Source organism: Adhaeribacter terrigena (assembly GCF_016623615.1).
In the GTDB taxonomy this organism is placed as follows: domain Bacteria; phylum Bacteroidota; class Bacteroidia; order Cytophagales; family Hymenobacteraceae; genus Adhaeribacter_A; species Adhaeribacter_A terrigena.
Genome location: NZ_JAEHFX010000001.1, coordinates 1 through 25,411, shown reverse-complemented (window position 1 = coordinate 25,411; position 25,411 = coordinate 1). Strand labels below are relative to the sequence as shown.

Below are 25,411 nucleotides of genomic sequence, written 5' to 3'. Positions count from 1 at the left end.
CATAATTCAATCATTCACGCAATCAATAATTCAATCATTTTATTACGCAATCATTCAATAAACGCTCACCCAATTCACACTTTTAAACCTCATTTTCCTACCATTTTATGAAAAAACAAATTACTTCCATTGCTTTCAGTGCGCTGTTTTTAAGTGCCGGAGTTTTCTTTACCGGTTGCTCGAAAGAAGACGACAAACCTGAAGCGCCGCGCACCTTCGAGAACGGTGTTTTTGTAACCAATGAAGGGCAGTTCCAGAAAGGCAACGGCGCGGTAAGCTTCATCAACAAACAGAATAACGAAGTGGAGCGCGACATTTTTATGACAAAAAATAACCGGCCGCTCGGCGACGTGGTGCAGTCGATGACGGTGCATAACGGCAAAGCTTATGTAGTGGTGAACAACTCCGAAAAAATTGAGATCGCCGATGCCGGTACGTTTAAGGAAGCCGGCTCGATCAACGGGCTTAAAATGCCGCGCTACGCCGTAGGCCTGAACAATAAGCTTTACGTAACCGAATGGGTAAGTTATGGCGTGAACGGACGCGTATCGGTGATAGACCTGGCCAGCAATACGGTTTCTAAAACCATAACGGTAGGCCAGCTGCCCGAAAAAGTGCTTTTGCTTAATAATAAGTTGTACGTGGTAAACAATGGTGAAAACACCGTTTCGGTGATCAATACCGCTACCGATGCAGTAGAAAATACGCTGGTAGTTGGCGACAGTCCGAACAGCCTGGCCGTGGATGCGGCCAGCAACCTCTGGGTGCTTTGCGGCGGCAAAAAAGTGTACGGCGGCGCGCCTGATTATGCCCTGGACCTGAACGCGAGCACGGCCGGCAGCCTGGTAAAAATCAATGGCAACGCGGTAGAAAACACGTTCACGTTCACTTCCAAAGCCGATATGCCGGGCAACCTGGCCATGAATACCGCTAAAACCAAACTTTACTACAACGCCGAAAATAAATTCTACCAGATGGAAACTTCGGCTTCTGCTTTGCCAACTACTACGTTCATCAACCGGAATTTCAGCGGGGTAGGCATCGATCCGGCTACCAACACCATTTACGGCGCGGTTACTACCAGTTTTTCGGCCAACGGCAAAGTGATCCGTTATAATACCAGCGGCGCAGCTTTAGATTCTTTTACGGTGGCTATTGGGCCGAATAATTTCTTGTTCAGATAATTTCCGGAAAACTGAAATACCAATAAAAAACCCCGGCTTGCTTTGGCAGGTCGGGGTTTTTCGGTTAAAAAGCATAGCGTTTTTTGCTTAATGATTGTGGCCGGTGTGGTCTTCCGGGTTTTCCTTGTTGTCTTTATAAGCAGGGTTCGGCGTTTTCTTCGCGCGTTCGTAAGCGTCGTTTTTCACTTTGGCCGTATCCATTAAAGCATCTATCGTATCCTGGTGGGTATCTACTGAAGGCGCGGTATTTCTCCCGGATGCATCGCGCATATCGGGATTTTTATTTTTCGAGCTGCCTTCTTCCACGTTGGTATCGCCGGGGTTGGTGCCGGTGCTACAGGCGGCCAGGCCGGTTACCGAAGCTGCAAAAACAAGGCTGAATGCCCGCGGGGCCAGAATCTGGAAAAATGGGTTCATAGTTAGAAGTAGATTAAGTGAATGTTTGCCTGAGCCGGCGTTCTGCTGCGTTTCTACGACGATGCGCCGCGAAGGTTAAAACCGGGCCGCTGCCTTTCACGAAAACCGCTACTTTACAAGCTTTTCTGTGGCAACCGGAATTCCTGTATCTTTGCAGCACTTTAACGGCCGGTTACGCATCTGGCTGTAAAATTGGAATTACGCATGAAACAGAACACGCCCCGTTACAGCCCCCGGAAACCCGCTTCAAAACCGGCCCCAAAACCGGCCAAAGGCCTTTTTTCGTGGTTTACGCCTAAGCGGCAGCGGGCATTTCTGGTAATTTTCATTCTCAGCTTTGTAGTTTCGCTGGTGCTGGAGCTTTACGTTTTCGGTTTTCCGGATGGCTTTTTCGGACATTGGTTCAGTGCCATGCTGGTACTTTTTTTCCTGATCTCCGGTACCGTTATGGGCATTATTCCGCTGGTAAATTACGTAGCCAACCGCTGGTTAAGGTTTTGAACCGGCTGGCATTTCATCACTTTTTCCTGCAAACCATAGCATTTCTGATCGCAGATAAAACGGTTTCAGGAATTTGACGGAGTTTTTCAGGTTGAAATCCTAGCGTTTTTAAGCTTTAAAGTAGCCTTCTTCGAAACATTTCAGCATAAAAAGCGGCACACAAGTTAACATTAATCCCAAACTAAAAAAGTCCCGGCTTCTGTTGAAACCGGGACTTTTTTATGCCTGCACCCTACCGTTTTAGCGGGTTTTGGTTTGATCGAGTACTAATTTCTGCTTATGGGTTTTGCCTTCAGAAATTACGTGAATAAAATAAATACCGTCGGCTTTGCCTACCAGGTTCAGTTTTATTTTTCCATTCACCGGCGTTAGTTTCTCATTGAGGATCTCCTGGCCAATGCTGTTGAGTATCACAACCTGGGCTTCGGCGTTGCTATTGCCTGGCATTTGCAGCGTTAAGCGGCCGGTAGTTGGGTTCGGGAACATTACCAGTTCAGATTTAGGCTCAGGCAGTTCCACTTTACTGGCTACCCGCACATCATCGAGGAAAAGATTATTTTCGTAACCGGTTATGCTCCGGAATTTCAGCAGCACATTTTTCTGGCCGGTAAAATCTGCCAGCAATACCGTATCGGTGCGCCATTGGCTGGCGGTCGGGAAAAATGCCGTTCCAACCGGATCGGCGATGGTGGCCAGTGAACGGCTGCTTTTCTTGTAAACACTTTTGAACGTTACGCCGCAGTCGGTAGAAGCCAGTATTTCCAGCGTATCTGCGGTGGCATTCGCACTGAAATTGGTAGCTGTGTAAGCCAGCTTAAACGTAAGTTGCGGTTCTACGGCATTGCTCAGGTTCAAAGCCGGCATCTGCAGTTCATCGGTTTCGCCTACATATTCGTAATCATAATTATTGACGTAAGCTGAATGAAGTCCTTCGAAGGCGGCAAGGCTGGTTCTTTCCCAGGTAATACCGCTATCCGGATTTTTCAGCTCCCAGTTTTGTTTCGGGAATACATCGGCTTCAAAACCTTCGGTGAAAGGCAAAGCAAGACCCGGCGTTTTTTCAATAACTGTAAAATTAACCGTCTGGGCATCGTTCGAAGGATCGTTATCGGCAGCGCCATTCGGCGAAGTTACATAAACGGTAAGGCTATGGGCCCCAAAACCAACAGTTGAAACAGGCAGGGCAACTTCCACCGATTCATAGATCTTCAGATTTCCCGTCCATTTTAAGGTCTGGGCCGGGCCGTTATCTACCTGGTAGCTGATGGTGGCTGCAGTTAAAGGCAAAGTACCCTGGTTTTTCAGAATGGCTTTGGGAGTAACGTTCGGCTCGCAGGAAACGCCCTTTGGCCAGTTTACCTGTAAAATTGAAGCATCGAGCGGTTTGATATTTACCGGCAGGTGTCCGTCTGAGGTAAGAATGCCCGGCCGCACGTTTTGCAGAATGCTGCGGGAGCGCGATACCTGACCAATGGTAAACATATTCATGCAGCCATCGTCTACATAATCCATATAATTCATGAACATAGAGCCCGGGCTACCGGCTGCGCAGGCGCCACCCGCACTGGTAGTCTGCGGAAAGGTTGGGCAACCGTAATTTTCACGTTTCTGCAAAGGGGTGTCGGCTACTTTATCGTCGTTGGCACAGCTTGGTTCATCGCCCCAGATGTGGTAAAGGCCCAGCCAGTGGCCTACTTCGTGGGTAGCCGTGCGGCCTTTATTGAAAGGAGAGGAAACGGTACCCGTACGGCCAAAATAATTATAGCCAATAACTACGCCATCGGTAGTTGCCGGACCGGAACCCGGAAACTGGGCATACCCCAGCAGACCGCCACCCAGGTTACCAACCCAAATGTTCATATATTTATTTCGGTTCCAGGCATCGTGGCCGCCGCGGCTGGCAAATTTTATGGCATCGTCCAGCCCAAAACCACTGGCACTGGTTTGAGTGCGGGTAATACCGGTAGTCGGGTCGCCGTTAGGGTCGCGCTGGGCCAGTTCAAAACGGATCTGCATATCGCCGGCCAGTGGCTTGAACGCCGTAGGGGTATTAACCCGGTCCGCGTTCAGTTTGTTGAAGTCCTCGTTCAGTACATCGATCTGGCTCTGGATCTGGGCCTGCGAAATATTCTGCGAAGATGTGCGATAAACTACGTGCACTACTACCGGAATGGTAATAACGGCATTGGTTTTCTGGTTTGCTCCCTGATGGCTTTGGATCGTTGCAATTTGATTATCCAGCTGCAGGAGGCGGGCCTTGGTGCCCGGCTTCTGCTGCTCCAGCCTGTCAAGATGGTCCATGGCGCCGCAATTGCGCTGTGCCAGCAAAGCCGTTGGGAAACTCAGCACCAAACCCAAACCAATGAGTAAATTTTTCAACATAAATACAATTTCTAAAAATGATGTAACCGCAATTCAGAACCGTAACAGGCCGCAAAACAATTCCAATGGAACCAATTCAGCAACAAGGCTTTAAATATACAAAATTAATTAAAGAATGTTATTGATCTGTTCTTTGATTTTTTCGAGCTCCTCTTTCATTTCCACCACAAAATGCTGGATCGTGGCATCGTTGGCTTTAGAACCGATGGTGTTAATTTCACGACCTATCTCCTGAGCAATGAACGCCAGTTTCTTTCCGGTTGGTTCCGGCAGGTACACGGTTTCGGTGAAATAGTGTAAATGATTAAGTAAACGTACTTTTTCTTCGGCAATATCGAGCTTCTCTATGTAATAGATCATTTCCTGTTCAAAGCGGTTATGGTTGAATTGCTCGGAACCGGTAAGCTCGGCCATGTGCATGGTAATGCGCTGCTTGATATTTTCGATGCGTACCGGGTCGAATTTTTCCACTTCGGAAAGAAGAATACGGATGCGCTCGGTGTAAGAAATAATTTCGGAAGTAAGGGCTTTGCCTTCATCGTTCCGGAAATTATTGAAGTTTTTTATGGCTTCCTGTACCACCGGCAACACCTGTTCCCAGGTGAGCAATTCGGTTTCTTCGCCGTTTTCGGCGGCCTGCATTACCTCGGGCATCTGCAAAGCCAACCGGAAAAGTTCGCTTTTATCGGCCTGAACTCTTTCGGCTGCTTCTTCCAGATCGCGGTAATAAGCTTCCAGCAATTCGTGGTTAATGCGGTTTTTGGCTTTGGCTACCTTATTGGAGGTAAATTCGATGCACAGGTTTACTTTGCCGCGGATCAGGCTTTTGCTGATCAGGTTGCGGATCTCGAGTTCTTTTTCCATCAGGAAACGCGGCAAACGCAAACTCAGATCCAGGCTTTTGGAATTCAGCGATTTCAGTTCAACGGTAAGCGTATAGGTTTCGGCTTCGAGGCGCGCCTGGCCAAAACCGGTCATGGATTGTAGCATAGTTGGAGAAATATAAAACAGGTAAAAATACAGTTTTTTCCGGAGCCTGCCGTTTATTCGTCCGGGAAAAAGGGTGGCAACTCAGAAAAAGCAAAGAGGCCGGAAAAACGCTATGAAAAAAGGCAGAAAAAGTGCGAAGCAAAACCACGAAACGCTGAAAATTAGCTATCTTTGGGCCATGAAATTTGGAGTTGTAATTTTCCCGGGTTCTAACTGCGACCAGGACGTGATAGACGTGCTGAGCAAAACCATGAACCAAGAAGTAGTGAAATTGTGGCACAAAGACCACGATCTGCAAGGTTGCGATTTTATTATGCTGCCCGGCGGTTTCTCGTACGGCGATTATCTGCGCAGTGGCGCCATTGCCCGTTTCTCGCCCATCATGCAGGAAGTAATTCAGCATGCCAACCGCGGCGGTTACGTAATGGGTATCTGCAATGGTTTCCAGATCCTGACGGAAGCCGGTTTGCTGCCAGGCGCATTGCTGCGTAACCAGGAGCAGAAATTCCTGTGCAAGAACGTATACGTAAAACCGCAAACCACCAGCCTGCTGGCTACCCAACTTTTAGATACCAACAAGGCTTATAAAATTCCGGTAGCGCACGGCGAAGGCCGTTTCTACACCGATGCTGATACGCTGAAAAAGATCCAGGACAACGACCAGGTTATGTTCCGCTATTGCTCGCACGACGGTATCATTGCCCCGGAATTCGATTGCAATGGTTCTTTAGATAACATTGCCGGAATCACCAACGAAGGCCGCAACGTGTTTGGCATGATGCCGCACCCGGAACGCGCCGCCGATGCCGATCTTGGAAACACCGACGGTAAAGCGATCTTCGAATCGTTGCTGGCCGGCGTTTTAGCGTAAGCAAAACGGTAGGGTTTTAAGCCGAAAAAGTAAAGCCTGAAAAACGGTAGGATTCTACGCGTAAAAAGTATTATAATTGAAAAGCGAAGCAGCTGCGGAAGTTGCTTCGCTTTTTTGTTTACATTGAAAAATGAAAAGCCTGATCGCTAAACTTATTGGAACCAAAACCTGCGGACGCATTATTATCTTTTCTTCTCTCGCTTTACTTTTCTTTATAAGCTTGAATTACATGAAACTGGTTGTTTCTGAAACGATTCTAATTCTGGCATTTACTTTTTTAATAACTTTTAGCTCAGTCGCTTTCTTTGCCAAAATTTACTGGACTTACTTTTTCTGGGTGCAATACACAATAACGATCAAATTCCGAGAGATTTCAAAGATTGTCTTTTTTACCTTATTAATAAGTTCAACAGCACTGCTTGCTACGAAGATTATCTATCTATTAAGTTTAAAATGAATGATACTATAGTAGTCTTTAAAGCACCAATTGTTTAGCTAAACAGCTGAATAAGTTGCTTCGCTTTTGTTTTCAGGCAACCATCAGGAAATTCAAAGCATCCATATAAAACGGAAATAAATACTGTAATTCTAAGTTATGAATTTTAAAATCAGCCAACAAACGATGCGTAATTCCTGGAAACCCTTACGAATACTGCTGCTATTGAGCGGATTCTTCATTTTTTTCAATGGTAATTCCTACCGGCCGAAAGCTGCAGAGAAGCTTCCTTTTCGCGGCCCGGAATTAACCTCCGATACGCTTCTAAAATTCTCTGCGCGGCCGGAAGCGGGCTTCAATTTCGGGTATTTTCTTTATTTGCCGAAAGGACTAAAAAGCCATGAGCAGCATTATCTGATGGTAGAAACGACCAATACCGGCCTGAACGATTCCATCGAATTTCATGAAAAAGGCGCGCAGTATGCCGCCGGGCAAAGTTCGGTTGGCAATTATACTTCCAGAAAACTGCAAATTCCGTTGCTTGTTCCCATCTTTCCGCGCTCGATAACGAACTGGGAGCTTTATACCCACGCGTTAGATCGCGAAACGTTACTAAGTCAGGATGCCGCCATTAAACGCCTGGATCTGCAATTACTGGCCATGATCAAAGATGCGCGTAAGCAACTGAAACAGCGCGGTTTTCCGGTAAAAGATAAATTTTTCATGAACGGCTTTTCGGCATCCGGCACGTTCGCTAACCGTTTTTCCATGCTGCATCCCGAAAAAATAAAAGCGATGGCGGCCGGCGGCATTAATGCCATTCCCATTTTACCGGTTAGCCAATTAAAGGAAACGCCGCTGAACTATCCTTTGGGAATTGCTGACGTTAAAAAAATTACGGGCCGGGAAGTAAATTTAAAAGCCTTCAACCAATTGCCGAAAATGCTGTTTATGGGTGCCTTAGACGAAAACGATGCGGTTGCTTTTGATGATGCTTACAGTGCCGAAGACCGGGAAAAAGTATATGCGCTCATGGGCAAACAACTCGTGCCGCAACGTTGGGAATTTGTGCAGGAAATTTACAGCAAGCAAAACGTAAAAACCGATTTCAGAACTTATTCCCACATGGGCCACGGAACCGATAAAAAAATCAATAATGAGCTGGTCGAATTTTTCCGGAAACACATGGAAGATGATCGTAGCTATTCAAAAACCAGATAAGAGCTGGTTTTAAGCCATTCCGAAGCTATTTGAATTTAACCGGCGCAAGTGTTAGGCGAAAGCGTCACCTGTGCCAGACACAGTTTTTTTTTTGCTAAACCTTCAGTTTTTACGCTCAAAACCATAGCGTTTTTATACTTTTCCAACCTCAAAACCCTACCGTTTTACTGCGTTTTTCAACCCAAAACCCTACCGTATTTTATTTGCAAACTCCTAAACCGGCATCGATCAGATCGTAAACATCCTGCAGGTGCATGCCTTTTTTCTGGCCGCGCTTTTCACCGAGCCGCACGATTACCATTTCTTTTTCAGGAATTACAATAATATACTGCCCTAAAATGCCGCGGGCGTAGAATGCCTTAAAATTTTTATAATTCGGAATAAGCCACCAGTGGTAACCATAGAAATCACCCTTGGCGCCGGTAAGTTCGTCTTTTAAACCGGTGGGGGTAAGCGATTCCTGAACATAAGCCGGATCGATGATCGTATCACCTTTCCAGATGCCGTTTTTGAGGTAAAGCTGGCCGAGGCGGGCAAAATCGCGGGCGTTGGAATACAGGCAGCAATACGCTTTTTCGGTACCGTTTTCTTTATCGAGGCTCCATTCGGCGGTTTGTTCGGCGCCGAGCGGTTGCCAAAGGCGCGTGGCAGCGTAGTCGGCAAGCTTCTGACCGGCGGCCGCTTCTAAAACCATTGCCAGAATTTGCGTATTACCGCTTTTATAATGAAACGTTTTACCGGGATCGGTTTCTACTTCCTGCCGGTTTATCAGCGCTTTCAGGTCTTGGCCGTAATACGCTTCGGTGGTCATGGAAAGCGGGTTGCTGTACGATTCATCCCAATCCAGGCCGGAACTCATAGCGAGTAAATGGCGGATGGTAATTTTCTCTTTCCCGCCGTTTTTAAATTCCGGCAGAAACTCCGAAACGGGCTGATCCAAGCTTTTGATCCTGCCTTCTTTTAAAGCCACACCCACCAGCATGCTCACCACGCTTTTGGCTACCGAAAAAGAATTGGTCTTCGATTGCGGCCCGTAACCGTTCCAGTAATGTTCCTGCCGGATAGAATCGTGGCAGATCACCAGAAAAGCCGCCGTTTCCAGTTCCTGCAGGTTGTAGTTGAACTCGCCGGGCAGCGGTTTGCGGTTGTAATTGCTGCCCACAGGCCAGGGTTGCGGATCTGCGGCCGGAATAAGGCGTTCTTCGAAAATGCGGTTATCGTCTATGCCGGCAAAATTGTAGTATAATGCCCGGTAAACGTAGGTTTTGCCCGAAAAATAAATTGCGGCAGCGCCTAAAGCTACTGCCGCAATGGTACCTGTTAAGATTCGTTTGTTTTTGCGCTGCATTTAGAAATCGTAGCCCATCGTAAAGTGAAACCTCGGTCCGTGCTCCTGACCGTCTTCCTGGCTCCAGGCCACATCGAGTTTGCCGTAAACGCCTAACAAAGTAGTGCGCGCGCCAAAACCATAACCTATTAGGAACGGATTCCGGAAGTTAATAACCGTTGCTTCGAACGGGTTACCGTTCCCGCCTTTTATCTGGGTATTGAAAGAGTTATTGCGGTTGAACGGATTGCTGCCTGCGTAGGCCGTACCGGCATCGAAGAAGGTGGTTAGCTGCAGGTTATTAAAGAAGCCTGAATAAACCGGCGAACGGAATAAATACTGCACGATCGGCACACGAAGTTCGGCGTTGTAAAGCAAATATTTAGGCCCCTGGCGTTCGTTAAACCGGAAACCGCGCATAGGGGTGGCAAATTGCAGGAAGAACACATCCGGCGCCGACGGAATGCCGGCGAAACTGTCGCGGAGCGGGTCGCCGGGTGCAAACAGCCAGTTATCCATGCCGCCGAGCAGAAACTGCTTTTCAGCTTTTCCGAAGAAAGCCCCGAAGCTAACGCGGTTGGCAAAAATGATCTGCTTATGCACTTTCTGGTAGTGGCGCAGATCGGCATAGAATTTATTGAAGTTTTCGGCCGAATTGTTCAGCCCTTTCAAGCCGGTAATACCAATTTTCATGCGCGTGCCTTCAAACATATTCACGCCCGTAATAATCGAGTTATCGAACACCAGCTCGGCTGACATGCCCCCGAAATCGATCACGCTATCGCGGGCGGCCACATCGGTTACGGTGGTGCGGCGGGTACTTACAAACTGCGGAATGCCGCGCACGCTCAGGCTGTGGGTAAGCGGGTAACTAACCGTAGGCTTCACTTCGTGGCGCGAATACCGGTAGAAATTAGAGCCTACCTGCGTAAAAATGGTTTGCTTGCGGTAAGAAAGTTTATAATCGTAACGTTTGCGCAGGTTCTGGTATTCGGCGTAAAAATTACTGGTGCGCAGATCGGTTACGGCAAAAACGCCACCTCTTATGCGGTGGTCTTCCATCAGGTCCGACATATTTACCTGACCTACCAAACCAAAACCCATCAGGTTATCCTGGTAAATAGAAGAAACCAGGTTATCGATGCCGAAGCGCAGGTCATATTTATACGGGCCGGTGATCTGCAGCGCTTCGGGTTGCGGCTGCGTGGTTCTGATCACCGCTTTGGGCGCTTCCACCGGCGCTTTGGCCTGCGTCTGGGTATCGAACTGGTAATCTTTTATATTAATTGTGCCGTTGTTTTTAGGTTTAGCCGAAGTGGTATCGGGTTGGGGCACAATTTTCTTTACTGTTTCGCGAATGATCGGCTGGCGGCTACGGGCTTCCAGGGTTTCCTGGCGCACCGTTTTGAAGTCACTTTCTATACCGTTTCCGGCAAAATTCTTAGCCAGGTAAACATTCTGGCGCGCGCGCGAAGTAGCGGTAAACGCCAGGTTGCCGGTATTCTGATTATAGTCGTAAGCCTCTATGTTTTGCAGGAAACCGGAAATACGGCCTTGTAAACCGGCGGCAAAATCGTAGCGGTGCACGCTTCTGATGCCACTTTCTTCACTCAGGTATAAAAACCCGTTCTCTACCGCTACCGGAAATGTTTCGTTAGAAATGGTAGACGTGATCTGCCGGAAACGGTAGGTATTTTTATCGGGAAAGTACAGGAAGATATCGAAGTTATCGACGGTTTTATCGAAGCTGCCCGTAACCGGCCCCAGAGAATCGAGCCAGCGGTTAGAGGCAAAGGCAATGGTGTTGCTGCCTTTCATAAAAACCGGTTGCCGGTCATCGAAAACGTCGTTGGTGATCTGTTCGGGCTGGCGCATATTTCTGAACAGGAACAGATCGGAATACCCGTTCTTCACGGCGCTCATTACCAGCAATTTCCCATCGTCGGAATAGCGAAGGCTGTTTACGGCCGAAAACTGGCTCAGATTGGTAACGGCCGGTTTTCCGCCGGCTAAATTCAGGCCAGCCAGCACTAACCGGCCTTTCTTTTCTTCCACAACGCTTAGCTGGTTTTTGGTACGCCAGGCCACGAGCGGCAAATTATAGTTTACTTTCTGATCCGGGGTTTTATAGCCGCCGCGGCGCACCGTTTTTTGTTTGCCCGTAGCCATGTTGCGCACCACTACTTTATAACGGCCGCCATCGTTCTGCACATAAGCCAGCTGGCTGCCATCGGGGCTGAAAGTAACCTGCGAGAATTTGCGGCCGCGCCAGTTGGTACCGTTTACCTGATCGTCAGCCGTCAGGGCAGTTAAACCGGCATCGGGTAAAGTGTTAATCTGCAGGTAATGGGTATTCCAATCGCGGATGAATTTTTTATAAGGAACGTTCAGGCTGCTGGAAATCCCTATTTCAATGTCGCGGGTTATGCGGGTAAGGTTGAGAATATTCTGAATGGAGGTGTAGCCGTAGCGTTCGGCAATGTAATTCCAGACCGACTGGCCGGCCATTTTCTGATCGCGGAGAAAGATCGTTTCGGGGCGTTTGCCGCCGGTGCGTTCTATCATATCGCGCATGTAGCCGTCCATTTCCACGCTCCAGCCTTCGGCTAAATAGGCCGAAACCCCGCTGATGAACCACTCCGGCAACTTGAGCAAATAACTGCTTTGCAATACTTCTTTCAGGCTGCCGCCATACATCATATCGTTGAGCAATTGCTGGCTCAGGCGGTAGGTAATGTTCTTTTTAAAATTAACCTGCGATTCTTCGAACGGGATTTCGATCTTATTTTTGAGAAAAAGCGCATCGGTGCCGGTCTGGTAACGGTCATCGTTCAGGCCGATGTTGCTTTGGCGCAGATCAGAAACGGAATTATAGATCAGCAACGTGATCTTGGAATACGGATAGTACCCGATGAGATTGGTGATGCGCTTGAGTTCTTTTTCGGAATATTCGGCTACGCGCAGGGCCTGCTCTTTGCCGCCGGCATAAAAGTAAACCTCGAAATTGGGCGTGCTGTAATATTGCCAGTTAAACTCTTTGTACTGGATGCGGTTGCGGCCAAATTCTTCTTCGGCCACCTGTGCCTGCGCCGTTTGCGAACCCATGAAGGCCAGCAAAAACAATAACAATCCAAGGCAACGGCTACTTATATTTTTCATCCTTTTTGCTCGCTTTCATTAAAAAACTTCCGGTAGCGGTCTATGGAAACTTCGGGCCAGAGTACACTCTTTCCGGCTAAAGCATCGGCAAACTGCCCGGCTAAAAACGGCGCCATGAGTACGCCTTTTGAGCCCATGCCGTTAAAAATACTGAGCTGCGAAACTTCCGGGTGCGTACCGATCAGCGGTTTGCGGTCGCGCGTGGCCGGCCTTATTCCTGCCAGGTGCCCGGTAACTTCCACCGGAATTTTAAGCAGTTGTTTTACCTTTCCCAGCAATTCTTCTCGGCCTTCTGCGGTTGGCAATTCGTTTGGTTCGCGCCAGTTATACGTGGCCCCTACTTTCCATCTTTCCTCCCCTAATGGCACAACGTAAACCCCTTTATTATAGATGCATCCGGTAGTAAAATTTTGCACCGAAATATCGAGAACCTCGCCTTTATTGATGCTGAAGGGCAGCCAGCCAAAGTAAGGATTATTGACCGCCTGCCAGCCTTCGCAAAAGATCAGGTGCCGGGCCCGGATATCTTCGTACTGAATGCCGTTTTCTGTAAGCTTTAAGTTGCTGAATTGAAACGTTCCGGAGCGGATTTTATTTTGTGTTCCGAGTTTCTGACGCAAAAACGATAGCATTTTCCGGAGCTCTACAAACCCGCCTCTGGCAATTTTCAGGCCGCCGAGTTCCTGGTTTACGGTTTCGGAAAATGGCAGCGATGGGTAGGTTTCTTCGATGTATTCATTCCACTGGTTTTCGGCGCTTTTACCCATCCAGTTATTTTGTTCTTCGATGCTCGAAAAAAGCTTTAAGATGGGTTTCTGGTGGTAAAGTGTGGTTCCCAGTTCGGTTTCGAGGTTGCGGTAAAATTCTTCGGCGGCAGGAATAAACACATCGGCCTGCCAGCTTTTAGCAAAACGCTTGCCCGCCACCGGATTGATCAGACCGGCTGCGACGTTAGAAGCGGAATTATTTTTCTCAAAATCGAACACGAGCACGTTGTGACCGCGTTTTTCTAAGGTTTGCGCTAGAATGGCACCCGCCAGGCCGTGGCCCACCACCAGGAAATCGTAAAGCATACGGCAAGTTAAAAGAACCGCTGAATATATGGTAATTTATATGGAGTTATGGGAAAGAAAGTTTAGTAGAAAAACCTCCCAGCTTTAAAAGACCTAGGAGGTTTGACCGAGTGGGTTCCTACTTTTTGAGGCTGAAAGCATACCGTTTTCGAATTGAATTACGACTGCTACATTCCTGGCAAAAAAATGCGGCGTTCGGGAAATTTTTAAAACCATAGCCAGACAGAACTGTTTAAATTCCTGAATCATACCACTACAGCGATGTCGGAGAAAAAGGTGATCACAATTTTTGGCGCTACCGGTGCGCAGGGTGGCGGTCTGGCGCGTGCTATTCTTCAGGATAAAGCCAGCGGATTTACGGTTAGGGCGGTTACCCGCAACCCTGATTCTGAAAAAGCCAAAGCACTGGCGGAACTGGGCGCGGAACTGATACAGGCTGATATAGACGACCCAAAAAGTATGCAGCGGGCTTTGGATGGCGCTTACGGAGCTTATTTCGTTACTTTTTTCTGGGAGCATTTTTCGCCGGAAAAGGAACTGGCCGAAGCCCGCAGCATGGCGCAGGCTGCCAAAGATGCCAACTTAAAACACGTGATCTGGTCTACGCTGGATGATACGCGCCAATACGTGCCGCTGGATGATGACCGCATGCCGACGCTGCAAGGCAAATACAAAGTACCGCATTTCGATGCTAAAGGCGAAGCCAACCACTTTTTCACCGATCTGGACGTGCCGGTTACGTTTCTGCTCACTACTTTTTACTGGGAAAACCTGCTTTATTTTGGCATGGGGCCGAAAAGAGGCGACGACGGGAAACTGACGATCACGTTTCCGATGGGCGATAAAAAACTGGCCGGCATTGCGGCTGCCGATATTGGTAAATGTGCGTACGGTATTTTAAAAAAAGGCCCGGAAATGATCGGGAAAACGGTAGGCATTGCCGGCGAATTACTAACCTGCCAGGCGATGGCCGATGCGCTGAGTAAAACGTTGGGGCAGGAAGTGCAATACCATGAAATTACCCCGGAAACGTACCGGAACCTGGGTTTTCCGGGGGCCGATGACCTGGGCAATATGTTCCAGTTTTACCGCGATTTTGAAGACGTATTTTCCAAAACCCGCAACGTGCAGCTGGCCAAAGAACTAAACCCGGAACTGCAGAATTTCGAAATGTGGCTACAGGAAAACGGCAAGAAAATTCCGCTGGAATAAGTGTAAAAAAACCTCACAGGTTTTCGGAAGCGGTGAGGGTTTTGTGAGTTGGCTTACTGCTTCACGACTTTTCTAGTAAAGTTGCTACCCTTTTCGGAATAGAACTTCAGGATATAAACTCCCCGGGAAAAGCTTTGTAATGGAATGACTTTTTCAGTACTATTTGATACCGTTTCCTGCCAGATTTTTTTCCCTTGCAAATCATATAATTTAAATGTTCCAGATAGAGAATCTTCATTTGATATTGTAGCGTGGGTGGTGGCGGGATTTGGATATAGATTTGTTCCTGAAACCAGTTCTTTTTCATCTTTTTTCTCTTCTATATCAATTACCTGATTCCATTTGCGGTGTTTAGCTAGGAAGAACCTGTTTTGCCCATTTGTTACCTGAGCCCAACCGGCAAAAACATAGTCGCCATTAGCATCTACGACAATATCACTTGAATATTCAGTAAATCTAAAACGATAAAGCACTGTATCTTTAATAACAGTACCGTTTGGCGCAACTTTCATTAAACCTATATCCTGATCATTCCCGTTATTCCTGTCAAAAAGAGCGATGTAATTTCCATCGGCAGTAGGCTTAGCAGAAAAGATTGAAATCATCTTATTTCCAACTCTTGGACTAATACTCCATAAGGTATCCCCTTGGGAATTAAACTTAAATAACCTTCCAGCACCACAGACCAAAAAATTATTTTTCTGATCAGCAGCTACGTCAAATATTTGCCAAGCTTTATTGATGTAACTAAAAAGCTCAAACCCATTCTCATCAATGCGTACAGCCCTAACGCGGCCTATGCTGTAATGTGATCCAATAAATATGAGATAGCCATTCGCCACTTTAATTAAACCATTTACTCCACCAATATTACCCGGAGAAAATGCATAAGATTTGCTCCAAATAACCGTTCCGTCCTTATGGAGCTTCTGCAAAAAATTGCTCCCGCCAACCATTGCACTAACAAGACAAGTATTATTAGCTCCAATTATGATTTCAGAATAACTATCATATTGGGGCGTAACTGTCTTTTTCATCCAAATTGTATCGCCTTTGGCATCCAACTTTAGGATAAACCCATCATAATTATTTGGATTACCTGTATGCCCCCCTCCAACTAAAATCAAATTTCCATCGCTATCTTCAACTGCATCATTAACCAGATAAAATGCCAAGCCCAATGGCGTATACTTACGCGTCCAGATAGTATCTCCATTAGCATCAGTGCGCACAGCATAAGTTGTATAGATTGGCGATGCCTGCCTTCCTACCAATAAATAGTCACCATTAGAAAGGAGTATCATTCTGGAAAGAAATGCATGGCTTTGCGGTGGGCCATATATCTTATCCCAAAGCATTTGTGCCGAAGAGCTTATAGAGAAAAATAGAAAAGCCAGAAAAGTCAGCAGAAGCTTTTTCATAGGGCAGAAGGTAAGAAGCAAGCAGAAAAGCCAAGTTAAACAAAGGAGATCAAGAAAACAAAATGTTTATATTTCAAAACTGTTAATGTATCTCTTCCACTAGACAAGCCCAAATCCCGCCCCGAAATTGGAAATGCCTAAATATTAACGCAATTTTACAGCAACAATTTAAAATGCTTTTGCCATGACCGTTACGGGCCTTACGTTTAACCCTTTTGCCGAAAATACTTACCTACTCTACGACGAAACCAAGGAATGCGTAGTTGTAGACCCGGGTTGCTCCGATGCCGCCGAGAAAGCGAAGCTGAAGCAGTTTATTTCCGACAACGGCCTGAAAGTGGTAAAACTGCTGAACACGCACTGCCACATCGATCACGTGCTGGGCAATAAATTTGTAGCCGATACCTACAACGTGGGCCTGGAAATGCACGAGGCTGATCTGCCGACCCTGAAAGCGATTCCGGCTTATGCGCCAAGCTACGGGTTTACCAACTACGAAGAAGTATTGCCTGCCACTTTTTTAGCGGAAAACGATACCGTCTCTTTCGGCAACACCCAGCTTAAAGTGATCTTCACGCCGGGCCATGCGCCGGGCCACGTGGTTTTCTACGACGAAAAAGGCAAAAACCTGATCGCCGGCGACGTACTTTTCCAGCGCAGCATTGGCCGCACCGATCTGCCCGGCGGCGATTTCGATACGCTCATATCAAGTATTAAAACCAAATTATTCGTACTGCCCGAAGATGTAAAAGTGTATCCGGGCCACGGACCGAGCACCACCATGGGCGAAGAAAAAAGAGAAAATCCGTTTTTACGCTAAAAAACCGTATCTTTTCCGATCAAAAAAGTACCAATGAAAAAGCATATCCCCAACGCCATTACCTGTCTGAACCTGTTTTGCGGTTGTCTGGCCGTGTATTTTACCTTTCATGGCAACATGGTGCTGGCGGCGTATCTGGTGGGTCTGGCGGCGGTGCTCGATTTCATGGACGGCATGCTGGCGCGTTTGCTCAAAGCTTATTCCGAGATCGGCAAGCAGCTCGATTCCCTGGCCGATATGGTTTCGTTCGGGTTTGTGCCGGGCGTGCTCATGTTTCATTTGCTGCAAACTTCGCTCGAAGGACAAAGCAGTTTTTTGGGCATTTCCCCTACCGTTTTTCCGTTCTTCGGTTTTCTGATCACTATTTTTTCGGCCCTGCGGCTGGCTAAATTCAACATCGATACGCGGCAAACCACGTCTTTTATTGGCATGCCAACGCCGGCCTGTACCATTTTTGTAAGCTCGCTGCCGCTTATCCTGGCCAACGATGGTTTCGGGATTTCCGAAATTATTCTGAACCCGTTTCTGCTTACGTTTTTAACCGCGCTGCTGAGTTATCTGCTGGTGGCTGAAATTCCGTTGTTCGCTTTAAAATTCAAGAACCTGACCTGGAAAGATAATTCGGTGCGGTTCGTTTTTGTTATCATGGCGGTGTTATTAACGGCACTTTTTCAGTTCGTAGCCATACCGTTTATCATTGCTTTATACATCCTTTTATCCATAATAAAACCTTCTTATTCATGAAATTTACCGCTGAAATTGACGTAATGCCGAAAAAAGAATTGCTGGACCCGCAAGGCAAAGCGGTGATGCTGGGCTTAGAGCATTTGGGTTTAAATACCGTGCAGGACGTACGCGTAGGCAAACATATTACCCTGCAACTGGAAGCTGAAAACGAAGCCGAAGCTAAAGGGAAAGTGGAAGATGCCTGCAAGAAATTACTGGCCAACCTGATCATGGAATCGTACCGTTTCGAGCTGCACCAAAATTAATTATTGGCCGCATACAATATTTATTCTTAACAGTAGTTATGTAATAGCCCTGCAGCTGAACCTGCCGGGCTATTTTCTTGTTGCTGAAACAATTAATGCGCTTTTTTCTTATATTACGGAATATTTGTTTGGCCTTATGAAGCAGCAGTTTACCGCGCTCTTTTTTGTATTATTCTCCTGGCTTTCAGCAACGTCTGCGTTTTCTGAAACCGGTAAAACCATTACCCTGGCCTGGAAGGGCACGGCACCCGTTCAGAAAACCAGTAAAGCCGAAGCTACCATCCCTGTTTTTGCCGGCGCCGAAATAAGATACAAAGAACGCGTTCCGGTTTATTCCTTCCAGATAACCGATGCCCGCGTAAGCAATTTCCAGTTCCAGAACCCGGTTTACGTACCGTTCACCTCCGAAGAAGCCCGTTTTTTACCCAAAGATATTTTCCAGGCCTCGCCTGAAGTTTCTGTTCACAGCGGTTTATCCAACGGCCGCAGCTTAAGCACCGTGTCTTTTGTCCCGATCCGGAAAAACCCGCAGACTGGCCAGCTCGAAAAACTTACCCGTTTCGATTATACATATACCAGCAATTCAGCTTTAAAAGAAAAAAAAGGCGCCAACCAGCGGGGTTACAAGACCGCCTCCGTACTAAGCTCCGGCGATTGGTACCGCATTGGCATTACCGGCAGCGGCATGTACAAGCTCGATTATGCCACCCTACAGGGCATGGGCCTGAATTTACAGAACGTTGATCCGCGCCGCATTCAGCTTTATGGCAACGGTGGCGGCATGCTGCCTCAGGCCAACGATGCCCCCCGGGCCGATGACCTGGTAGAAAACGCTATCTTTTTTCCGGGAGAAAGTGACGGACAGTTCAACCAACAGGATTATATTTTATTCTATGGCCAGGGCCCGCATACCTGGAAGCTGAACAACAATAAAGATGGTTTTAATTACAACCTCAACATTTACTCCGATACCGCCTATTATTTTCTGACAGTTGGCGCGGCTCCCGGCCAGCGGGTTTCGAATGCCCAGGTTCTTACCGGTACGCCAACGGCAACCATTACCAGTTTCAATGAGCGGGCCCACCACGAATTAGAAAACCGGAACCTGCTTACTTCAGGCCGGGTTTGGTACGGCGAAGAATTCAACGCTTACAAACTGAACCACGAAATTAACTTCTCCGGCTTATCGGAACTGGACCCGGCATTTCCCGTCGTGCTTACCTCTTCGGTAGCAGGAGTTTCGCCGGTTTCTACAGGTACCGTTGGTGGCCGTTTTACCGTAAAAGTAAATAATACCACCCTGGGCACGCAGGATATTATGGGCCACGGCAACTGGGATTATCACCCGGCCGGCGACGACAACACCCAGACTTTTACCTTCAATTTAAATAACGTTGCTTACAATAATTCCAGTCTGCGCGTAGGCCTTGCCTTTAACCAGATGGGCTTAACCTCTACCTTAGGCTACCTGAATTACCTGGAAATAAATGCGAAAAGAAGGCTGCAGTTGTATAACGATCAAACCAATTTCCGCTCGCTTCAAAACATCGCTCCGAATGGGATCAGCCAGTTCCGGATCGGTAATATTGGCAACCCCGCAGCAACCTTTGTGTGGGACGTAACCGACCCGCTGCAACCCGTGCAACAACAACTTAGTTTTAACGGCAACGAAGCTACTTTTATCGCCCGCACCAATAGCATTCGGGAATTTGTGGTTTTTTCCGGCTCCAATTTTTCTGCTCCTTTTACCTGGGGCCGCGTTGCCAACCAGAACCTGCACGCCCTGAACCAGGATGGCAAGCTGGATATGGTAATTGTGAGCCACCCGCTTTTTCTGCCGCAGGCGCAACGTTTGGCCAACCACCGCCGCCAGCGCGATAAACTGAACATTGCCATTGTAACGCCCCGCCAGGTTTACAACGAATTTTCTTCCGGCGCCCAGGATGTAACTGCCATCCGCGACCTGATGAAAATGATCTACGACCGCAAAATCCTGAACGACACCAAAACCGGCGACAGCTTAATTTACCTGCTGCTGTTCGGCGATGCTTCCTACGACTATAAATCAAACTTCCCTAACAGCCAGCAGAACCGCACGCAAAACAACACCAACTTTGTGCCGGTTTACGAATCGTTCGAATCGCTGGACCAGATAGACACCTATTCTTCCGAAGATTATTATACCTTTTTAGATGATTCGGAAGGTGCCTGGCCGGAGTATTCTTCCAATGGTTTTTCTGACATCGGCGTGGGACGTTTACCGGCGGCCAGCACCGAAGATGCAGAAAACATGGTGAATAAAATTATTACCTACGACAGTCCGGAGAAGTTCGGCAAATGGCGAAACCGCATCACCTTCATTGCCGACGACCAGGATGGAAACCTGCATCAGAATGCTACCGAAGCTTATGCCAATCTGTTAACAGAAAAGCAGCCCGCTTATAATGTAAATAAAGTGTACCTCGATATGTTCCGTCAGGTAGCTGTGGCTAATGGTCAGCGTTCGCCGGATTGCGTTGCCGAAATTGACCGCGCGGTGGAACAAGGTTCTCTGATCATAAATTATTCCGGCCACGGCGGCGAAACCGGTTTAGCACACGAACAGATCGTTACCGTAGGCCAGATCAATAACTGGAATAACTTAAACAGCCCGTCGTTTTTTGTAACTGCCACCTGCGAGTTTGGCCGTTACGATGACCCGCGCCGGCCTTCCGCAGCTGAATTCGCTTTAAAAAGCAAGAAAGGCGGCGCGATCGGGTTAATAACCACCACGCGTCCGGTTGGTGCCAGCTCTAACGATGTGCTGAACCGCAGCTTTTATAATTTTGCTTTTAAACCGGTAAACGGCCAGATGCCACGCCTAGGTGACATTGTAATGCATACCAAAAACACCAGTATTTCGGGTTCCTCGAACCGCAACTTTGCTTTACTCGGCGATCCTTCCATGCGGCTGGCTTATCCGGAAGAAAAAGTGCAGGTTAGCGCCATCGATGTAAAACCGGCCGTGAACCAACCTGATACGTTAAAAGCGCTTTCTACCGTAAAACTTTCCGGCAACGTTACCAGCAAGAACGGCCAAACGCTATCCGATTTTAATGGAAAAGTCAATATCACGGTTTTCGAAAAAGAAACCACCGTTCGTACCTTAGGCGATAATGGCAGTAGTCCGCAAAACATCAATACCCGCGAGAGCATTATTTACGAAGGCGTAGCCACCGCTAAAAACGGTTTATGGAGCAGCACCTTTGTAGTACCGAAAGATATTAATTACCTCTACGGCAAAGGCAAGATTAGCTTGTATGCAGCATCAGGTAATCTGGATGCTCATGGCGCTGATACTACTATTATTATTGGCGGTTCGGCATCCAATATTCCTGCCGATACGGTGCCGCCGGTTATCAGCCTTTTTATGGATAACGAAGCCTTTGTGTACGGCGGACTTACCGGTACCAATTCCCTGCTTATTTCCCACCTCTCCGATTCCAGCGGCATTAATACGGCAGGTTTAGGCATTGGCCACGAAATTACGGCAACCCTTGACGGGAATAAGGAAAACGTGAAAGTGCTGAATGAATATTATACTTCCGATCTCGATAATTTCCAATCGGGCAAGGTGCGGTATATGTTCAAGAATTTAACGCCCGGCCCGCACGAACTGCGCGTAAAAGCCTGGGACACGCACAATAATTCATCGGAAAAACGCATTGAGTTTATAGTAGCCAGTTCCGAAAGCCTGGCCCTTGATCATGTGCTGAATTACCCGAACCCATTCTCTACCAATACCACCTTCCATTTCGACCATAACCGGGCCGGCGAAGATCTGGATATACAAATTCAGATTTTCACCGTATCAGGTAAACTGGTCAGAACGCTGAGCGCAACCAGTTTTGCCAGCAAGCCTCACGTAGCAGAAATAACCTGGAACGGCCGTGACGAATATAACGACGTGCTGGCAAAGGGCGTATACGTGTACAAATTAACGGTTCGGGCATCGCGCGGTGCAAAAGTTTCGAAATACGAAAAACTGGTGATTTTAAATTAAAAAGTATATTTATATTTGGTCTTTGCAATAAATAATTCCCGCTTCATATGCACAAAATAAAACTATCAGTTTCAGGATTTTTAGCCGGTATTTGCCTACTCCTTCCAGAAATCTCATTCGCACAAAATTCATCTTCCGGTCAGGATGCTTTACGGGCTATTACTACTGCCGTACCGATCTTAACGGTTTCGCCAGATGCCCGCTCTGCGGCTATGGGCGATGCAGGAGTAGCCATTTCGCCGGATGCAAATGCACCTCATTGGAACCCTGCCAAACTTGGTTTTATTCAGCACGATTTTTCTATTGCTACCTCTTATTCGCCATGGCTCCGCAATATCATCAACGACATGTCGCTGAGCTACGTTTCAGCAGTAAAAAACATTAACGACAACTCCTCTTTTTCTTTATCACTTTTATATTTCAACCTCGGTTCCATTCAGTTTACCGATGCCAATGGCAACCCTTTACAGGATTTCCGGCCGAAAGAATATACTATTGATGCAGCCTACGGCCAGCGTTTGAGCGACAACCTTTCTTTGGGTCTAGGGGCTCGTTTTATTCACTCTAACTTAGCCGGCGGTATTTCTATTACCAGCGGCAGCGGTGCTACAGCAACAGCCAAACCGGGCAACTCGGTTGCAGCTGACCTGGGCATCTATTATACCAAAGATCTGGTTATGGGTGGTAAAGATTATAACCTTTCTTTTGGTGGTAATGTATCTAACCTTGGTGCCAAGATCAGCTACAATACCCAGGACGATAAAGATTTTATTCCAACCAACCTGCGTTTAGGTACTGCCTTTACCATGAATCTGGACCCATTCAACAAAATCACTTTGACCGTTGATGGCAACAAACTGCTGGTTCCTTCTCCTTCCGGTGATATCAAGGAAGATTCAATCCGCCGCGCTAAGAACGTATTAGGTGCTGTATTCAGCTCTTTCTCCGATGCTCCAGACGGTTTCAGCGAAGAAATTTCAGAGATCAATATTTCGGCTGGCGCTGAATACTGGTACGATAATATCTTTGCTGCCCGGGCCGGATATTTCTACGAAGATCCTAATAAAGGCAATCGTCAGTATTTCTCAATGGGTCTTGGTATTCGTTATCAGAAATTCGGATTAGATGCTGCCTATCTGGTTCCAACGGGCAATCAGCAATCCAATCCGCTTGCCAATACCATTCGTTTTACGCTGATGTTTAACGTAGATAAAGACGAAGCATCTGTAGCTCCAGCACAATAATTCAATCTATGCTAGATCGTTCGCTTGCCCCGGCAATTCACGAATTCGAAAATTTCTCGTTACCACAAACTGAAGTAAAAACTTTAGCTAATGGTGCTAAAGTGCATTACCTTGCTAATTCCACCCAACCAGTTTTGCGGTTTGAGATCGTTTTTCCTGCCGGGAAATGGTTTGAAAAAGTAAAAGGTGCTTCCTATTTCACGTCGAAGCTTTTACTGGAAGGCACTAAAAATAAATCGGCCAAACAAATTGCCGACATTCTCGATTTTTACGGTGCATCGCTGGAGTGTAACCAGGGTTTTGACTATGCTACGTTAACGCTTTATTGCCTCTCCCGGCATTTTACAACCTTGCTGCCGTTGGTAACCGAAATTCTGAATGAACCGGCTTTCCCTGAGAAGGAATTTGAGCTGCTGAAGCAACGTACCGCTCAAAACATATCGGTGGAAAGAAAGAAACCTGCGTACTTGGCCATGGAGCATTTTACCCGCAATATTTATGGGCGGAACCACCCTTATACTTCCGGGATGGATAATGAAACCATCGGGCAGATCCAATTAACAGACATCCGCGATTTTTACACTAGCCAGTTCCGTATAAGCACTGCGGAAATTTTTGCGTGTGGCGATCTTAACCCTGACATTAGTAAGGCAATTGAAAATTTACAGCTCATTGATCATATTAGTATTACCGCTGTAAATATTCCAAAGCATGAAATTCAGCCTGGGTCCTTAGTTGAAAACGTTGCTATACCAGGTAGTTTACAGGCTGCTATCCGGTATGGTAAAACTTTTCCTTTAATAAATCATCCTGACTACATAAAGCTTAGTATTCTGACTAAAACATTGGGAGGATATTTCGGATCCAGGTTAATGAAAAATATCCGGGAAGATAAAGGCTTTACTTATGGCATATATGCTTCCCTTTCTCCTCGGAAACATTCTACCTTATTTTTCATCGGTACAGAAGTAAACGCGGCAAAAGCCGGGGAAACTGTTACCGAAATAAATAAAGAACTGGAATCGCTAAAAAATGAATTGATCCCGACCATAGAATTAAGAACGGTTAAAAATTACATTATTGGTAAATTCTTAAGCGAATCCAACACAGTTTTCGATCAAATGGATCGCTATAAACATTTGATACTCTATAATTTGCCTGCTAATTATTTTACCTCTTATTTTGCTACTATCCGTAGCACTTCAAACGAAGATCTGAAAGCTTTAGCTAACCAATATTTTACCGAGCCTTTTAACATCGTGACGGCTGGCGCATAGGTAATCAATTATTAAACAAAAAACGCTATGACTTTTACATAATAAAGTCATAGCGTTTTTTTATGTACCATCGTTTATACCGACTACTAAACTATCTTTCTTGGATATAAAAATGTAAAAATTATCAGACATGCCAAACGGAGCATCATACATATATCCATAATATTTAGCAGAAAAAATTAGTATTGTATCTGGTTTACCCATTATTTTTTCCACTTCTTTCATGCGCATACCTTTTTCTATTCTTTTTAATTTTTATAATTTATTGTTGCTTCTGATTCATTACTTCCTAGTATTTATTTAATAAAATATCTAATAGTAAAATACCAATTAATACTGCCCTTGTGGCACTCGTGAATATGGCAACTTTAGCAATTGTACTTTTCACATAATATATAAATATAACCATCATTACCTTAAATCTAATTTAAGTAAGAAATTTTAATATCCTTAACAAAGGCAACATAATTTACCACCATTATACAGTTCATCAAAACGCTAGCCCTTAAAGGTTAAAAAGTATTTCTCCTGGATTCAAGCTCTTTCATTATCCCATTCGAATAAACAGTCTTTATAAAATTGCGCATTTCAGTTACTGTAAGCAACAAGTATCCATTGAACATCTAGTCATTTCTACTACAATTTATTTATTGAATCGACCTCCTATTTCCAAAACAAAACGCTATGCCCAGAGGCTGAAAAAGTCATGCCTAGTTAGAAGTATTATTTAAAGCGGGGCTATTTCCTGAATCAGTTGTTCGTATCTTTCTTTCACTATGGATCATCCTTCCCATTCCACCAAGCTCCAAACGCAAAAACCCCAACCTATTTCTAAGTTGGGG

Annotated in this window: 19 protein-coding genes; 11 read left to right on the top strand and 8 right to left on the bottom strand. The window is 46.4% G+C overall.

Annotated elements, in window-relative coordinates; all coding sequences use genetic code 11:
• Positions 1–107 precede the first annotated feature (107 nt).
• Positions 108–1,184 carry a DUF5074 domain-containing protein gene (locus I5M27_RS00095; RefSeq protein ID WP_200503999.1) on the top strand — a complete coding sequence of 359 codons (1,077 nt, stop codon included), beginning with the start codon at positions 108–110 and terminating at the stop codon, positions 1,182–1,184.
• Positions 1,185–1,271: 87 nt separating this feature from the next.
• Here I5M27_RS00095 and I5M27_RS00090 read toward each other — a convergent pair whose 3' ends face one another.
• Positions 1,272–1,601, bottom strand: a complete 330-nt coding sequence (locus tag I5M27_RS00090) for a hypothetical protein (protein WP_200503998.1) — start codon at positions 1,599–1,601, stop codon at positions 1,272–1,274.
• Between the two features lie 204 nt (positions 1,602–1,805).
• Here I5M27_RS00090 and I5M27_RS00085 point away from each other — a divergent pair, with 204 nt between their 5' ends.
• Positions 1,806–2,102: a DUF2798 domain-containing protein gene (locus I5M27_RS00085; RefSeq protein ID WP_200503997.1), complete on the top strand. Its 297-nt coding sequence runs from the start codon at positions 1,806–1,808 to the stop codon at positions 2,100–2,102.
• 240 nt (positions 2,103–2,342) lie between these two features.
• Here the strand turns inward: I5M27_RS00085 and I5M27_RS00080 are convergent, their stop codons facing one another.
• Positions 2,343–4,484 (bottom strand): M43 family zinc metalloprotease, encoded by a 2,142-nt coding sequence (locus I5M27_RS00080; RefSeq protein WP_200503996.1) that lies wholly within the window; start codon positions 4,482–4,484, stop codon positions 2,343–2,345.
• Positions 4,485–4,592: 108 nt separating this feature from the next.
• Positions 4,593–5,474, bottom strand: coding sequence for a YicC/YloC family endoribonuclease (locus I5M27_RS00075; RefSeq protein ID WP_200503995.1), 882 nt, complete (start codon positions 5,472–5,474; stop codon positions 4,593–4,595).
• Between the two features lie 178 nt (positions 5,475–5,652).
• On the opposite strand from I5M27_RS00075, the gene purQ reads away from it, so the two are divergent.
• Together purQ and I5M27_RS00065 are read left to right on the top strand one after the other, a co-directional pair.
• Positions 5,653–6,345: a phosphoribosylformylglycinamidine synthase subunit PurQ gene (purQ, locus tag I5M27_RS00070; protein ID WP_200504741.1), complete on the top strand. Its 693-nt coding sequence runs from the start codon at positions 5,653–5,655 to the stop codon at positions 6,343–6,345.
• Between the two features lie 595 nt (positions 6,346–6,940).
• Entirely contained in the window at positions 6,941–8,002 is a 1,062-nt protein-coding gene (locus I5M27_RS00065) for a hypothetical protein (protein ID WP_200503994.1), read from the top strand.
• Between the two features lie 199 nt (positions 8,003–8,201).
• Here I5M27_RS00065 and I5M27_RS00060 read toward each other — a convergent pair whose 3' ends face one another.
• Genes I5M27_RS00060 through I5M27_RS00050 form a run of 3 tightly spaced genes read right to left on the bottom strand, consistent with a single transcriptional unit; the run spans position 8,202 to position 13,561 of the window.
• Positions 8,202–9,350 carry a serine hydrolase domain-containing protein gene (locus I5M27_RS00060; protein ID WP_200503993.1) on the bottom strand — a complete coding sequence of 383 codons (1,149 nt, stop codon included), beginning with the start codon at positions 9,348–9,350 and terminating at the stop codon, positions 8,202–8,204.
• Positions 9,351–12,488, bottom strand: a complete 3,138-nt coding sequence (locus I5M27_RS00055) for a BamA/TamA family outer membrane protein (RefSeq protein WP_234462328.1) — start codon at positions 12,486–12,488, stop codon at positions 9,351–9,353.
• Positions 12,485–13,561 carry an NAD(P)/FAD-dependent oxidoreductase gene (locus I5M27_RS00050; RefSeq protein ID WP_200503992.1) on the bottom strand — a complete coding sequence of 359 codons (1,077 nt, stop codon included), beginning with the start codon at positions 13,559–13,561 and terminating at the stop codon, positions 12,485–12,487. Before I5M27_RS00050 ends, I5M27_RS00055 begins: the two co-directional genes overlap by 4 nt.
• 261 nt (positions 13,562–13,822) lie before the next feature.
• On the opposite strand from I5M27_RS00050, the gene I5M27_RS00045 reads away from it, so the two are divergent.
• On the top strand, positions 13,823–14,773 hold the full coding sequence (locus I5M27_RS00045) for an NmrA/HSCARG family protein (RefSeq protein WP_200503991.1): 951 nt from the start codon (positions 13,823–13,825) through the stop codon (positions 14,771–14,773).
• 53 nt (positions 14,774–14,826) lie between these two features.
• On the opposite strand, the gene I5M27_RS00040 is transcribed toward I5M27_RS00045, so the two are convergent.
• Positions 14,827–16,194 carry a T9SS type A sorting domain-containing protein gene (locus tag I5M27_RS00040; protein WP_200503990.1) on the bottom strand — a complete coding sequence of 456 codons (1,368 nt, stop codon included), beginning with the start codon at positions 16,192–16,194 and terminating at the stop codon, positions 14,827–14,829.
• A gap of 184 nt (positions 16,195–16,378) precedes the next feature.
• Between I5M27_RS00040 and I5M27_RS00035 the strand changes: the two genes are divergently transcribed.
• The 6 genes from I5M27_RS00035 to I5M27_RS00010 all read left to right on the top strand — a co-directional run bounded on the left by I5M27_RS00035 (position 16,379) and on the right by I5M27_RS00010 (position 24,569).
• A complete protein-coding gene (locus tag I5M27_RS00035; protein ID WP_200503989.1) occupies positions 16,379–17,014 on the top strand; it encodes an MBL fold metallo-hydrolase in 636 nt (211 codons plus the stop codon).
• A gap of 33 nt (positions 17,015–17,047) precedes the next feature.
• Complete coding sequence (locus I5M27_RS00030; protein WP_200503988.1) at positions 17,048–17,758, top strand: CDP-alcohol phosphatidyltransferase family protein; 711 nt, start codon at positions 17,048–17,050, stop codon at positions 17,756–17,758.
• Positions 17,755–18,006, top strand: a complete 252-nt coding sequence (gene purS, locus I5M27_RS00025) for a phosphoribosylformylglycinamidine synthase subunit PurS (protein WP_200503987.1) — start codon at positions 17,755–17,757, stop codon at positions 18,004–18,006. Before I5M27_RS00030 ends, purS begins: the two co-directional genes overlap by 4 nt.
• Positions 18,007–18,142: 136 nt before the next feature.
• Entirely contained in the window at positions 18,143–22,048 is a 3,906-nt protein-coding gene (gene porU, locus I5M27_RS00020) for a type IX secretion system sortase PorU (protein ID WP_200503986.1), read from the top strand.
• Between the two features lie 47 nt (positions 22,049–22,095).
• Positions 22,096–23,292, top strand: coding sequence for a type IX secretion system outer membrane channel protein PorV (gene porV / locus I5M27_RS00015; RefSeq protein ID WP_200503985.1), 1,197 nt, complete (start codon positions 22,096–22,098; stop codon positions 23,290–23,292).
• Positions 23,293–23,300: 8 nt separating this feature from the next.
• Positions 23,301–24,569 (top strand): M16 family metallopeptidase, encoded by a 1,269-nt coding sequence (locus I5M27_RS00010; protein WP_200503984.1) that lies wholly within the window; start codon positions 23,301–23,303, stop codon positions 24,567–24,569.
• A 60-nt stretch (positions 24,570–24,629) separates the two neighbouring features.
• Here I5M27_RS00010 and I5M27_RS00005 read toward each other — a convergent pair whose 3' ends face one another.
• Entirely contained in the window at positions 24,630–24,794 is a 165-nt protein-coding gene (locus I5M27_RS00005; protein ID WP_200503983.1) for a hypothetical protein, read from the bottom strand.
• Positions 24,795–25,411 lie beyond the last annotated feature (617 nt).

What these genes read in the sequence shown, in the direction of transcription:
- I5M27_RS00095 (WP_200503999.1), top strand. Translation starts at nt 108, where the DNA reads ATGAAAAAACAAATTACTTCCATTGCTTTCAGTGCGCTGTTTTTAAGT.
- I5M27_RS00090 (WP_200503998.1), bottom strand. Translation starts at nt 1,601, where the DNA reads ATGAACCCATTTTTCCAGATTCTGGCCCCGCGGGCATTCAGCCTTGTT.
- I5M27_RS00085 (WP_200503997.1), top strand. Translation starts at nt 1,806, where the DNA reads ATGAAACAGAACACGCCCCGTTACAGCCCCCGGAAACCCGCTTCAAAA.
- I5M27_RS00080 (WP_200503996.1), bottom strand. Translation starts at nt 4,484, where the DNA reads ATGTTGAAAAATTTACTCATTGGTTTGGGTTTGGTGCTGAGTTTCCCA.
- I5M27_RS00075 (WP_200503995.1), bottom strand. Translation starts at nt 5,474, where the DNA reads ATGCTACAATCCATGACCGGTTTTGGCCAGGCGCGCCTCGAAGCCGAA.
- purQ (WP_200504741.1), top strand. Translation starts at nt 5,653, where the DNA reads ATGAAATTTGGAGTTGTAATTTTCCCGGGTTCTAACTGCGACCAGGAC.
- I5M27_RS00065 (WP_200503994.1), top strand. Translation starts at nt 6,941, where the DNA reads ATGAATTTTAAAATCAGCCAACAAACGATGCGTAATTCCTGGAAACCC.
- I5M27_RS00060 (WP_200503993.1), bottom strand. Translation starts at nt 9,350, where the DNA reads ATGCAGCGCAAAAACAAACGAATCTTAACAGGTACCATTGCGGCAGTA.
- I5M27_RS00055 (WP_234462328.1), bottom strand. Translation starts at nt 12,488, where the DNA reads ATGAAAAATATAAGTAGCCGTTGCCTTGGATTGTTATTGTTTTTGCTG.
- I5M27_RS00050 (WP_200503992.1), bottom strand. Translation starts at nt 13,561, where the DNA reads ATGCTTTACGATTTCCTGGTGGTGGGCCACGGCCTGGCGGGTGCCATT.
- I5M27_RS00045 (WP_200503991.1), top strand. Translation starts at nt 13,823, where the DNA reads ATGTCGGAGAAAAAGGTGATCACAATTTTTGGCGCTACCGGTGCGCAG.
- I5M27_RS00040 (WP_200503990.1), bottom strand. Translation starts at nt 16,194, where the DNA reads ATGAAAAAGCTTCTGCTGACTTTTCTGGCTTTTCTATTTTTCTCTATA.
- I5M27_RS00035 (WP_200503989.1), top strand. Translation starts at nt 16,379, where the DNA reads ATGACCGTTACGGGCCTTACGTTTAACCCTTTTGCCGAAAATACTTAC.
- I5M27_RS00030 (WP_200503988.1), top strand. Translation starts at nt 17,048, where the DNA reads ATGAAAAAGCATATCCCCAACGCCATTACCTGTCTGAACCTGTTTTGC.
- purS (WP_200503987.1), top strand. Translation starts at nt 17,755, where the DNA reads ATGAAATTTACCGCTGAAATTGACGTAATGCCGAAAAAAGAATTGCTG.
- porU (WP_200503986.1), top strand. Translation starts at nt 18,143, where the DNA reads ATGAAGCAGCAGTTTACCGCGCTCTTTTTTGTATTATTCTCCTGGCTT.
- porV (WP_200503985.1), top strand. Translation starts at nt 22,096, where the DNA reads ATGCACAAAATAAAACTATCAGTTTCAGGATTTTTAGCCGGTATTTGC.
- I5M27_RS00010 (WP_200503984.1), top strand. Translation starts at nt 23,301, where the DNA reads ATGCTAGATCGTTCGCTTGCCCCGGCAATTCACGAATTCGAAAATTTC.
- I5M27_RS00005 (WP_200503983.1), bottom strand. Translation starts at nt 24,794, where the DNA reads ATGAAAGAAGTGGAAAAAATAATGGGTAAACCAGATACAATACTAATT.